The 11782-nt window shown below is 48.4% G+C and carries 12 protein-coding genes; 7 read left to right on the forward strand and 5 right to left on the reverse strand.

Going from position 1 to position 11782, the window contains the following annotated elements; genetic code table 11:
* Positions 1-354: 354 nt before the first annotated feature.
* The 7 genes from OXN25_08890 to OXN25_08920 all read left to right on the forward strand — a co-directional run bounded on the left by OXN25_08890 (position 355) and on the right by OXN25_08920 (position 8082).
* Complete coding sequence (locus tag OXN25_08890) at positions 355-960, forward strand: TetR/AcrR family transcriptional regulator (GenBank protein MDE0424969.1); 606 nt, start codon at positions 355-357, stop codon at positions 958-960.
* Positions 961-1073: 113 nt separating this feature from the next.
* The gene (locus OXN25_08895; GenBank protein ID MDE0424970.1) at positions 1074-2774 is read left to right on the forward strand and encodes a VCBS repeat-containing protein; all 1701 of its coding nucleotides are present in this window, start codon (positions 1074-1076) and stop codon (positions 2772-2774) included.
* A gap of 302 nt (positions 2775-3076) precedes the next feature.
* Positions 3077-4228, forward strand: coding sequence for a hypothetical protein (locus tag OXN25_08900; protein MDE0424971.1), 1152 nt, complete (start codon positions 3077-3079; stop codon positions 4226-4228).
* Between the two features lie 161 nt (positions 4229-4389).
* Positions 4390-5124: a phytanoyl-CoA dioxygenase family protein gene (locus OXN25_08905; GenBank protein ID MDE0424972.1), complete on the forward strand. Its 735-nt coding sequence runs from the start codon at positions 4390-4392 to the stop codon at positions 5122-5124.
* Between the two features lie 246 nt (positions 5125-5370).
* The gene (locus OXN25_08910) at positions 5371-6126 is read left to right on the forward strand and encodes a phytanoyl-CoA dioxygenase family protein (GenBank protein ID MDE0424973.1); all 756 of its coding nucleotides are present in this window, start codon (positions 5371-5373) and stop codon (positions 6124-6126) included.
* Positions 6127-6139: 13 nt separating this feature from the next.
* Positions 6140-7324, forward strand: coding sequence for an ankyrin repeat domain-containing protein (locus tag OXN25_08915; protein ID MDE0424974.1), 1185 nt, complete (start codon positions 6140-6142; stop codon positions 7322-7324).
* 32 nt (positions 7325-7356) lie between these two features.
* On the forward strand, positions 7357-8082 hold the full coding sequence (locus OXN25_08920; GenBank protein ID MDE0424975.1) for an AAC(3) family N-acetyltransferase: 726 nt from the start codon (positions 7357-7359) through the stop codon (positions 8080-8082).
* A gap of 335 nt (positions 8083-8417) precedes the next feature.
* Here the strand turns inward: OXN25_08920 and OXN25_08925 are convergent, their stop codons facing one another.
* From OXN25_08925 to OXN25_08945, 5 genes are all read right to left on the reverse strand, one after another.
* Complete coding sequence (locus tag OXN25_08925) at positions 8418-9245, reverse strand: LamG domain-containing protein (protein MDE0424976.1); 828 nt, start codon at positions 9243-9245, stop codon at positions 8418-8420.
* A 308-nt stretch (positions 9246-9553) separates the two neighbouring features.
* Positions 9554-10072, reverse strand: coding sequence for a hypothetical protein (locus OXN25_08930; GenBank protein MDE0424977.1), 519 nt, complete (start codon positions 10070-10072; stop codon positions 9554-9556).
* 169 nt (positions 10073-10241) lie between these two features.
* Entirely contained in the window at positions 10242-10697 is a 456-nt protein-coding gene (locus OXN25_08935; protein ID MDE0424978.1) for a hypothetical protein, read from the reverse strand.
* Positions 10698-10717: 20 nt separating this feature from the next.
* Positions 10718-10849 (reverse strand): hypothetical protein, encoded by a 132-nt coding sequence (locus tag OXN25_08940; protein MDE0424979.1) that lies wholly within the window; start codon positions 10847-10849, stop codon positions 10718-10720.
* Positions 10849-11616 carry an RDD family protein gene (locus tag OXN25_08945; GenBank protein MDE0424980.1) on the reverse strand — a complete coding sequence of 256 codons (768 nt, stop codon included), beginning with the start codon at positions 11614-11616 and terminating at the stop codon, positions 10849-10851. The genes OXN25_08940 and OXN25_08945 overlap by 1 nt, the downstream gene beginning before the upstream one ends.
* Positions 11617-11782: the final 166 nt, after the last annotated feature.

Below are 11782 nucleotides of genomic sequence, written 5' to 3' on the forward strand. Positions count from 1 at the left end.
CGGTATGAATGCCTTAATGGCATTCCCCGGGAGTGCAGCGATTAGGTAACGAAGCCAAGCGAGGTTAGGAAACCTCGCCTACCGTGGTGAGAAGGCAGCAGATTGGGAGTGTGCAGTTAGGTAGAAAGAAATGGCGAGGATCGAAAAACGCCTAAAATCCGCGTCATCCGTTCTATCCCTGCAATCCCTAATTCCAATGCATTTCCAACACAAAGATGCCAATGTGCTATCGACTTGACTTTAAACCAAATATCTCCCTACATTTTTTCACAAAAAATTATTTGACAAAAAGAAAAATATCTGATAAAATTAACATTGTTAACCTAAATAACTATGTAAATCAAGGGTGAAACGATGGGTGTTAAAGAACGGAGAGCAAGGGAAAAAGAAGAATTGCAGCAGCAAATTCTTGTTGCAGCGCGAGAACTCTTTGTCAATGAAGGTTATGAGAACGTCTCTATGCGAAAGATCGCTGACAAGATTGAATACTCACCCACAACAATCTATCTTTATTTTAAAGACAAGGCAGATCTTTTAGACTCCGTTTGCCAGGAGACACTCCTGAGCCTATTGAATACGCTTGACGAGCTAAAAAAAGATAAAAGCGACCCTGTTGAGACCTTGAGAAAAAGTGGACAAGTCTATGTCGCGTTCGGTCTAAAATATCCCCAGGATTACAAACTGACGTTTGTCATTCGCCCGCAGTTCCAGAAGGGCTTGGGTCTTCAAGAAGGATCAATTGGCGAAAAAGTGTTTAATTATTTGCGTGAAATGGTGGCTGAATGCATTCAACAGCAAATATTCAGGCAGGTGGATATCGAAACCACCAGTCAGGTCATGTGGTCAGCCGTTCACGGTATTACACTGCTCCTGATTGACTTCCCCGATTTCCCTTGGACTGAGAAAGATACACTGATTAACACGGTCATTGATACCACAATTGAGGGCTTGAAAGCATAGATTTGAAGCTATCCGGCAAAATTCGCTTATATCTTTTTATTTTTTGTTTAAAAATTAACACTGTTAACTTACTTAGATATGTAAATCTATAGAACGCATAAAAGAAGAAAAAAATGAAAAAGCAAAATTCGGTTCACAAACGCTTCTTTTTTGAAGTCGAGGACATAAAACATTATTGGCAGTGTCTGTTCCATATACTCATGTTTGGCGTATTTCTGTCAAGCTGCTCGGTTGAATCCGAAGTGCTCACTCCAGAAATGCCTGCTTCCATGGAATTCACCTTTGACCGGTATGAAATCGTTACTGGCATAACGGAACGTCAGTCGGTTTTGACCGGGTTTCTTTTCGGGGGCCCTATCGCCGAACTTGCCGTGGTGCACATCAACGCAAACGATGACCACCGTTTGCGCATTTATGCGTTCAACAATGTCACTTGGGCACCGAAACTTGATACAGTGCTGCGTCGCGAAGTATTGTTCGTTGACGTTGCAAATATCAACGGACGCGACCGGTTGATTACCTATGGACGCGACCACGTGAACTGGTTTGACCCTGCGTCGGCGACCGAGCATCCACTCATAGCAATTCCTTCTAACTTTGAACCGCCGCGCAGCCGTGAAATCCCCCATGTAGACATCACTCGGGATCTGAACGGCGACGGTCGCGACGACCTCGTATTCCCAGATGTTGATGGCTTTTGGGTATGCATCCAGATGAGCGACGGCACATTCGCCGAGAAAGTGAAAATTGGTGCCTCCACCGAGATGGAGCGGATCCTCGGAGCTGATGGATATCGATACGACCCTTGGTCTCAGAGTCGGATTCATGAGATTGACTTCAACCGAGATGGACGCAACGATCTGGTGTTCTGGAACGAGGATCACTTTAAGGTCCATCTCCAAGATGAGCGCGGACTGTTTTCATCGAAGCCTACGATCTTCATGGCCAATGTGGCATTTGACTCGGACCAACTTTCCCCACTCGCCACTGGCGACATGACAGGAAAGGTGCTGTACGCGTTGGCTGATCTGAACAACGATGGTGTCGCCGACTTGGTGATTTTCAAGCTTTCGGGCAAGGACATTTCCAATAAGCACTCCAGCTACGCCGTGCATTTCGGCGCACCAACACCTGATGGTGGCACAGTGTTCGCACAAGATGCTGACATCGCCTTCGAGTCAGACGAAAAAATCCAGATCGGGATGGACCGGCACGACTTCAACCGCGATGGCCAGATTGACCTAATGATTACCACTATCAACATTGAGTCCCTCAAGGGCAGCCTTTGGAAACGCATCAAAGGTTTTATGGGTGATGATATCAGGCTCGGGCTCGAGTTCTACCAAATGGAGAAAGGTGCCTACGCCAGCACACCCAACACTACCCGCGGGATAGCATTGGACGGCGTACCCAGTCACCGCGAACCGGGGTGGGTGCCACTGGACGTTGTGCTTCGAGGCGCGACGCACGAGAACCGGAACAGAGAAAAAAGCTATCCGCGCGCCTTCAACACAACTTTGCTTATCGGAGATGTAACCGGAGACGGTCGTTCAGATCTGATCATCGGAGATCACCCCGAAATTATGGTCGTTTTTGTCGGTGTGCCAGGACCTGAAATCTTCGCCCAGCAGCCACAGGTGGTGAGGGTTGCTATGCCTAACGACGAGGAATACACCTGGCTGGTAGACCTCAACAAGGACGGGATGCAAGATATACTCATGCACCATCCACTCACGCTACGAGATGGGCACGGTGCCCCGATAAAGCCTCTCGGAACCGAACCTCATCGCATAACGATACTCATTTCCCGATAATTGGGAAAGGTAAAACCGGGGGCAATTGCCGTCCTCCTAGTGTTCTGTCACATCTAAACTGAGAGACAGTTTGTAGTAGGGAAACCATTCATTGCCCGTTCCTGACGTGCGATAAATCGCACTACTACAAACGAATTCACCTACAATTCAAAGGTGGACAGACTACTATACGATGGAAAATCAATAAATGGGAATACAAACCGTCTGGGAACAATCGAGGCGACAGATCTTCCCAATTCCCCGTTGACATCCGCTATCAGATATGCTATCATTTGCACACAAACAGAGGGAGTCTGTCAAAGATGAGAGAACAGCGTACACTTTTCGATCTGACACAAGACGGCCTGGTCATCGGGCAAAAACTTCAGCGTCTCTATCCCGAATTTGACGTGGATATTTTCGTTGCGGATGTGCGGATAGAGATGGAAGGCCAGACGATTTACAACGTGACGAAAGCCATCGGTCGCGTGTTGCGGGATTATCTGCCTCAAGACTACTCGGAGGCTCTCGCTATCTTGATGAATTACGTCGAGATTGAAGCTCCATCAGAACTGAGACGGCATCCGACTGCTGAGGTTGAGACGAGTCTACGACCGGTTTCGTACTTTATCAGTCTATACGGGCTCGAGGATTTTGACGCTTCTCTAGACGCTTTCGAGACACTCGCAAAACATCGGTGTACGCGCGGTGTGGACATCCGAGCGTTTATTATCGAAGACCCGAATCGGTGTTTTGAACGCTTTGGTGAGTGGGTGCAGGACGACAACGCCAACCTCCGTCTGTTTGTCGCTGCGTCGCTGTGTACACGGGGGACGTGGCAGAAATGGCTTAGACCCTATATTCAAAACCCGCGACCTATCTTAGCACTGCTGGAGACACTCAAAGACGACCCGGATGGGCGTGTGCGGGAGCAGGTCGGGACGGATATGCGCGACATCGTTAAGGACTATCCAGAGGCGGGCTACACTACGTTGGAACGGTGGGGTCAGGATGGACGCGCAGAGACGAAAAAGATTCTCCGGCGCGCCTTAAAATATCAGGTGAAGATTGGAGATGAACGGGCGTTTAAGTTACTGGGTCTGGGTGCGGTGCCGAAATTGGGGAAGGCAGACATCACGCTTATCGAACTGATACCTGAACGTCGGACGCTACCGATCAATGAACCTTTTCGTTTTTCGTTCAGCTTGCAGAGTGAATCTGATGCAGACCAGACGATTCTGACTTACTACGCTGTTGCTTACAAACGTCCATCGGGGCACATCACGCGCAAACGGTATCGCCTGAGTCAACGGAAGTTGAAACCGAGACAGCGTGTGGATTACGAGAAGTCTCTGTTTCCGCTGCCTTCTCTCAAACAATATAGCGACGGAAAAGCGTGTCTGGGATGGCACCGTTTTGAACTTGAGGTGAACGGCGATGTGCTTGAGGGTTTCGATTTTGAAGTGGTAAAATAGCGGTCGGCTGTCAGGGCGGGTTTCTACGAAACCCTTTCAGCGGTCAGTAGGGAGTCGCAGAATTTTGAAAGCAAAACTACTCTTAAAAGTAACTGACTGCTGAGAGTGGAGCGGAGCGAAACGCCCTGACTGCTGATAGCCAAACAAAGGAGTTCCTACAAATGACAGGTGAAGAGAAATTCAAAGTAGACCTTGAGGGCTACCTCGTTATAAAGAACGTCCTGACGGACGATGAAGTCGCTGAGATGAACGAGATTATTGATAGCGGAGACCGCCAGGGACCGCCGAGTCTTTGGGGTGAGCCGTTCAAGCGGTTGATTGACCATCCGAAAATCCTGCCGTATCTCATTGAACTGATGGGGCATCATGTGCGTCTGGATCACGATTATGCCATCTTCATGGAAAAAGGACAGGGACGCGGCGGACTGCACGGCGGTGAGGACGGTGGACGTGCGGGTGGACACGTCGGGGACCACTGGTACAAATACCGAGACGGACATATACGGAACGGATTGTCTGTGATGACGTATAATCTGGCAGATGGACCGGCGGGTGCGGGAGGGTTCGCTTGTATTCCCGGAAGCCATAAGAGCAACTTTGCACCAGAAATCCCGAAAGAGGTGCGAAGGTTCGAGCGTCCTGCTCACTACGTTGCGCAGCCGCCTGTCGAAGCCGGAGACGTGCTGTTTTTCACCGAGGCACTCATTCACGGGACAATGCCGTGGACAGCGGATCACGAACGCCGTTCGTTGCTCTATAAATACAGTCCGGGACACTCGGCGTGGTCAGGGAATTACTACGACATCAGTAAATATGACGGATTAACGGAGCAGCAGAAACGGATGCTGATGCCGCCATCGATTGGCAGACGACCACCAGTCGTTGATTCGGAGTGAAGAAATTCGGCAAGATTGCATGAAGATTAAAAACTGAATTGGGGAACCTCTGAACGTGCGATAAATCGCACTACTACGAACAGGACTGCTTTCTGAACGTGCGATAAATCGCACTACTACGAACAGGACTGCTTGTAGTAGGGCAATTCTGCGGCGTACTCGCCCAAATGCGAAGTGCATTATTGCCCGTCAATTCCATATTATTTTTTTTTCATTGTTATACAAAACCAGTAAGGAGCTTTGACTATGACAGGTGAAGAAAAATTCCAAGTAGACCTTCAGGGCTACTTCGTTATAAAGAACGTCTTGACGAACGATGAAGTCGCTGAGATGAATGAGATTATCGATAGAGAATCCAGCGATAACTTGAGAGGACACGGCAATAGAGTGTCGAGTCTTTGGGGTGAACCCTTTAAGAGTCTGATTGACCATCCGAAAATTCTCCCCTATCTCCTCGAATTATTGGGTCCACACGTCCGTTTAGACCACGACTACGCTATCTTCATGGATGAGGGACAACAAGGCGGTAGACTGCACGGCGGTGAAGATGGGGGTGGACCTGGTGGGCCTGAGGCGGATCACTGGTACAAATACCGCGACGGTATCATGCGGAATGGATTGTCTGTGATGACGTACAATTTAGCAGATGCCCCAGAAGGTGCGGGTGGATTTGCCTGTATTCCGGGCAGTCATAAAAGCAATTTCTTGCGGGAATTGCCTTCAGATGTACGGAATTTTGAGCGTCCGGCGCACTACGTCGTGCAACCGCCTGTCGAAGCGGGTGATGTGCTCTTCTTCACCGAAGCACTCGTTCACGGAACGATGCCGTGGACAGCAAAGCATCAACGCCGCTCACTGCTCTATAAGTACAGTCCGGGACACTCGGCGTGGTCGGGGGAATACCACGATCTCAGCAAATATGGTGCGTTAACCGAACAACAGAAACGGATGCTTTTGCCGCCGTCTATCGGGAGGCGACCCTACGTCGTGGAAGAGAATTGAGTGAGGAAGATAAATGCCAAACGTTCAACTCACCGGAAACCAGAGCGACTTTCTTAAAATCGTAGTCGCAGCGGCAGGACGCGGTGACCTTGAGACCGTGCGCTACCTGCTTGACGATAACCCGGCTTGGATTTATACCGTCGGTTCGCACGGTCGGACGATGCTCTGGGAGGCAGCGTATCGTGGGAAATTGGAGATGGTCGAATTTCTGCTTGAACGCGGTGCCGATATAAGTTTGCCGGGTTGTTATCATATTCAGCACAGGATTGAAATATCGCCCTATTGTGTGGCGCGATATGAAGGACGTGACAACGTTGCTGAGTTTTTGCTTCAGCAGGGCGCGACAATTGACATTCACACCGCTGCCTACCTCGGAGACTACGACGCCGTTCGTTCCCACCTTGATAACAACCCAAGCCTGGTCAACAGAGGATACCTTCAGGCGGTAATGCTACCTGCCGGGCAACCACACACCTTTGAACATAGGGAAATGGCATGGGCAACCCCGCTCTGCTATGCCATCAGGAGCAAAGACCCTGCAATTGTTGCGTTGCTCATCTCGCGGGGTGCAGTCATCAAGCAGTATAGTGAACGCTTTCTGGATTATGCCGCATCCGATGAACGAGTGGAGATCGCCAAACTGTTGCTTGAAAATGGTGCGGATCCGAGCAAGGCACCGCGTATCTTGGACGACGGTTCGGAAATAAGTGTGCTGTTCAAACGTTATGGAATCCCGCCGAAAGATATAAACGCAATGGGAACAGGGGGCTGGCCACCTCTTGTTTATGCCTGTCGCGGCGACAATCGGGAACACCCAGACAAAGTCCAGGAGCTTTTAGATCTCGGTGCTGATATCGATGTTCGGAATTACAAAGGGAAAACGGCCCTGCATTACGCCGCGAAAGCAGGTTTTTCCAAAGTTATTAATCTGCTCCTTGAAAAAGGGGCGACGGTTGATGCCACGGACAATAACGGCGAAACGCCGCTGTTTGATGCGATCCGTTCGACAATAAAAAGCGGTGAGAAACAGCGGATAGCGTTGGAAGCGTTGCTCATCAATGGGGCAGATCCGAACCTTAAGAACCGAAAAGGTTTGACCCCACTCCAAGTCGCACAACGGATGCGAAGGGCAGACAAGGATAAAGTTGTCGAATTGTTGCGAACGTATAACGACCGTTTAGTCCGTAGGTTGGGTTGAGCTGAAAGCGAAACCCAACTCAGTAATAGAAAATGCCTTACACCTACGAAAAACTTACCCAAGATTTTACCAATCTCGGCATCAAAAAAGGGGATACCCTCTTTATCCACTCATCCTTTAAGAGTCTCGGACCTGTTGAAGGTGGGGCGGGTACGGTTATTGCTGCCTTAGAAGCAGCTGTCGGGCGGAACGGGTTAATTCTGATGCCTTCGTTCAGTCTTTTACCGAGTCGGGAAGAGCGGGTAACGTCGTGGAATATTAAGAGGACCCCGTCTACAGTCGGATGGCTGACGGAGTTTTTTCGGCAGCTGTCGGGGACCTATCGCTCCGACCATTATTCCCACGCCATTGCGGCGCGCGGGAAAGGCGCGAAGGCATTCGTCGGAGACCATCTCCTACGTGAAGGCTATGAATCCCCGTGGGATCAACCGCCATGGGGAAAAACCTATGGCACACACTCACCGATGTTCCGCGCCTACAAAACAAACGCCAAACTCCTCATGCTCGGTGTCGATTACGAGTCATCAACTTATGCACATCTCGTTGAGGTGATTCATTGGAACAAACGCCGTACTGAAGACACTGAAGCCGAATATATACGACTGAGGCGTTCAGAACTTGGCGCGTTTTGGGATGAAGTTGGCAGGTTAAAACAAGGAATGGTCGGAGACGCGATGTGTCGGCTGTTTCGGATTAAGGATTATGTGGATACGCTTCTGGAAGAGATCGAGCGGAACCCTGAGCCGTATGTGATATAGTAGCGGTCAGCCATCAGCAATCAGCGGTCAGTAAGAACCGGGACTCGGAAATCCCTCCTACAACGATGGAGAGGCAGATTAAAATGGGAAGAACGGGCATCCCATAAAATGAAAACGCTCATAAAATGCTTGAACGACTCCTGCGCTAACGTGAGTTCGATGAAGAAGACTTGTACCGCAAACTGTCAGTTTGCGATACCTCTGAGTTTCACTTAGCACGCCACAAACTAACAGTTTGTGCTACAACGTTCCCAAAGAATTCTATAACAGGGACAGTCAATATCAAACTCACATTCGCGATGCCCATCTTCATTTCTTTAATTCTGGGGTAGTGCTTACTGCCAACGCTCTCGCGGGGTAAACGACTTAGGTTCTCTAAAATACGTGTCTTTCATCGCACCCCATCTTGTGGGTAATTTACCATCTGGCTCGACATCATAGACCCGATCCATCGCCTGTTGGACTTCATCCTGATCAAGCGCGACGCTCCAGATTGCCACCTCATCAACGCGTCCAATGTAATGCTCCCGATTCCCTTCACTGTTGCGTCCAATCGACACAGGAACGTCGTTTGTGTCAATCTTACCTTTCGCGTTCCCATCGACTTCTACTTCACCGTCATAGTAAAGGACCATCCTGCTCCCATCGTAAGTGGCGGTTACATGCGTCCACTCCTCCGGTGGCAAATTGGAAGTCGCTGCATCGCCTATCCGCTTCTCTGTCCCCTTATCAACAGAGATGATAAAACCCGTCTTTCCATTATTCCCGCCAAACTCATAGAACCCATAGACCATCCACGGCGCGGTATCACCTGCCCAGGTCTTCACAATAATACGGAACCACTCAGCTGTGAACTCAGTTGGATATACCCAACACATCAAGGTGATTTCATCCGTAATATCCAAAGAGGGGGAATCTGGCACCTCAATCCAGCCACCCGCTTCGCCACTCAATTCGACTGAATTGCCATATTTACCTTTTACCCGCTCCCCTTTGTGGATTGTCGCATCATTCCCATGTTTGGACTTATCTTTGGCTGTATCACCTTTCCCTTCATCAAAGGAGAGATAGAGTGCCAATTCGTCCTCTCGGACGGCTTCTCCAAGGGTTGCTAATACCACGATTAAACAGACTGACAGTAGACTTATGGTTAAAATCTTCATCGAAATGTACCTCCCGATGTTGTCGTGTTCAATTCCTATACGAACGCTGTAAGACGCAGCCTATTTTTAAAACAGTGTCATTGTATAAAAAAACCAAATTAAACGCAATGTTAACCCATTTTCACGCCAGAGTTATTTAATTTTAGGATTTTTTCTCCATTTGCATCGGAAAGTCGCGAGCGCGAAGAAATCCGCAGAAATACCCCACGGAATGCCACACGCGCATTCCGTGTTGATTCGCAAAGACTCCAAGCAAAAACACTCACTCCTACAAATCTACAACATCTGCTTGGGTGCCCGAAGGTGCATTAGTAGTATTCGTGTTTTCTACTATATCCGTCATTTTTCTCCTTTCCTTGATATGCCGCCATCACCTCAAGGTCAAATCCCTCCTTCCGAATCCGTTGATCGAAGTAGAGGAGCGTGCCACCAATCACCCAGATCGGCATTGTGAAGGTATCCGCACCTAAATTGATAACATATATCAGTGCCTTTGAGAAACTCAATCCGCGTCGCGTTACAGGTAGATCCCAGAGTGCCATTTCAATCGTGTGTATAAATGTTTCATCAGCAAGTTCTCCTAAATTTAATAGGAATCCGAAACTCGCGCGGAGTATGAAACTAATAGTAAAAGATAATAGGAAAATAGAGAGGACCATACCACCAGTGCGCCACCATGTGCCACGGATTAAATTACGACTGCGTCTCAAGCCAGCTCGCACCGATTTTCCTTCAACCAAAATTGTAGGAATGTAGAAACTCCAAAGGGTGCCAAACCAACCTATGACCAACGTCCCAATTAGCAACACAAATCCGCCAGGAACCATATAAGGTAGGTCATCTTCCTTTATAAGAGCCAGATAAAGCATCGCGAACAACATAGAAACAGGACTTACGCAAAATTGGGTCAGAACGCCTATTTTGATATGGTGAAGGCACTTTCTAACAGGGTTCGGTGCGGTTGGAAACCGCACCTACCAGGGGAGTGCGTAAGTCCTAAGAAAATAAAAATACCAAGAAAATTGCGAGCGCAGCAAATAAAAGCGAGCTGAAAAAACATGGAAAAAATCGATGTTTCCCGTGCTTTAGTACAGCACTGATTTTGATTTTCCTCTCCAAATAGGCACTGGTAGTTGCAAGGACAAGACCACTGACCACAAAAGTAGAAACGCCAATGATCGTAACAATAGTGGCGGTCCAGATTATTATTTTTTCGATTCGTCCCACCGAATCGTCAAGGAAAACGATTGAAACTGAAATGAGCATCAGAAAGAAATAGACAGACGCTATGGTCAGAAATGAACGGAAATACGTTCGATAGAGGCTAAATGTTATATCAAGGATCTCGCCAAACCCCATTTCCCGTAGTTTCGGAAGTTTATGCTCACTATCGTCCAGCGAATCAATTCCTACATCGTTCTTCGCTTGCGCTGAATCCGCTCGGTTAGCCATCTGTATTTTCTCTTAACCTCTTAGTAGTCTGTCACATCTAAACTGACAGGTAGTTCGTAGTAGGGAAACCATTCATTGCCCGTTTCTGACGTGCGATAAATCGCACTACTACGAACTGGGGTTTCACCATCATTTGAAAGTTGACAGAACATTAGGTCTTTTCCGACATTTTAAGGGCATAAACTTCCTCTAAAAATTTATCATAATTAATAGAGCCACGACCGCCCATCCTTTCGACGATAGGACTCGCTATAGTACGTGCGAGTTCCGAGCGGCGGATCCCGGAGAGTTTCTGCCGACGGACGAGATACTCACGTATGACATCCACTTCAGTCTCTGTAACCTCAGATGGTTGTATCCAAGCAGCGTAGATAAATTCTTGCGATGCAGCACTAACGGGAGTGTTATCTGTTTGTGAATTCGTATCGGTGAGTGTCATATCTGTACGCGCCGTTTTAATGACAAGGGTGCCAGCAGCAAGGTCCCCCAACCGTCGCCAATCTCTGTTTATCAGCATAGAAAAGAGACCGACCCCATAACAGAAGGGGAGAAAATCGACAATCCGGACCAGATTCCTAATCGCGGCGTCCGAGAAACCGATCGGGTAACCGCCTTCTTTGATAACCCGCAATCCGAGTGCCCGCTTTCCGATAGACTGACCGTTTGTGGTAACCTCTAAGACCATATAGTAGCCCCAGAAGATGGCGAAGACGACGATACCACCGAGGGCACCGAGCCAATTTCCCAGTACATCCCCAAGTTCCGAGACAAAACGCCTGTTGACATAATAGCCGACCAGTGAAATCAGCGTGAGCAACAGGGTATCAATGAGTGCCGCATAAAAGCGCGACCCAATCCCTGCTTTCTGGAAGTTAATATCAATCTGTTCCGGTGTTTCTACCGATAACTGTTCATGCATTTATTGGAGCGTGTTCCTTTGAAGGGTTATACCTATAGGACACAAACTAAAAGTTTGTGCTACAAAAACTGAGGGCTTTCATGGCTGTCCTGCTAAAGGGTTATACCTACGGGACACAAACTAAAAGTTTGTGCTACAAAAACTGAGGGCTTTCATGGCTGTCCTG

Source organism: Candidatus Poribacteria bacterium, from assembly GCA_028820845.1.
GTDB lineage: Bacteria > Poribacteria > WGA-4E > WGA-4E > WGA-3G > WGA-3G.

Excerpts from the sequence above, each read along its gene's own strand:
- OXN25_08890 (MDE0424969.1), top strand. The coding sequence starts at position 355 with ATGGGTGTTAAAGAACGGAGAGCAAGGGAAAAAGAAGAATTGCAGCAG.
- OXN25_08895 (MDE0424970.1), top strand. The coding sequence starts at position 1,074 with ATGAAAAAGCAAAATTCGGTTCACAAACGCTTCTTTTTTGAAGTCGAG.
- OXN25_08900 (MDE0424971.1), top strand. The coding sequence starts at position 3,077 with ATGAGAGAACAGCGTACACTTTTCGATCTGACACAAGACGGCCTGGTC.
- OXN25_08905 (MDE0424972.1), top strand. The coding sequence starts at position 4,390 with ATGACAGGTGAAGAGAAATTCAAAGTAGACCTTGAGGGCTACCTCGTT.
- OXN25_08910 (MDE0424973.1), top strand. The coding sequence starts at position 5,371 with ATGACAGGTGAAGAAAAATTCCAAGTAGACCTTCAGGGCTACTTCGTT.
- OXN25_08915 (MDE0424974.1), top strand. The coding sequence starts at position 6,140 with ATGCCAAACGTTCAACTCACCGGAAACCAGAGCGACTTTCTTAAAATC.
- OXN25_08920 (MDE0424975.1), top strand. The coding sequence starts at position 7,357 with ATGCCTTACACCTACGAAAAACTTACCCAAGATTTTACCAATCTCGGC.
- OXN25_08925 (MDE0424976.1), bottom strand. The coding sequence starts at position 9,245 with ATGAAGATTTTAACCATAAGTCTACTGTCAGTCTGTTTAATCGTGGTA.
- OXN25_08930 (MDE0424977.1), bottom strand. The coding sequence starts at position 10,072 with ATGGTTCCTGGCGGATTTGTGTTGCTAATTGGGACGTTGGTCATAGGT.
- OXN25_08935 (MDE0424978.1), bottom strand. The coding sequence starts at position 10,697 with ATGGCTAACCGAGCGGATTCAGCGCAAGCGAAGAACGATGTAGGAATT.
- OXN25_08940 (MDE0424979.1), bottom strand. The coding sequence starts at position 10,849 with ATGTTCTGTCAACTTTCAAATGATGGTGAAACCCCAGTTCGTAGTAGT.
- OXN25_08945 (MDE0424980.1), bottom strand. The coding sequence starts at position 11,616 with ATGCATGAACAGTTATCGGTAGAAACACCGGAACAGATTGATATTAAC.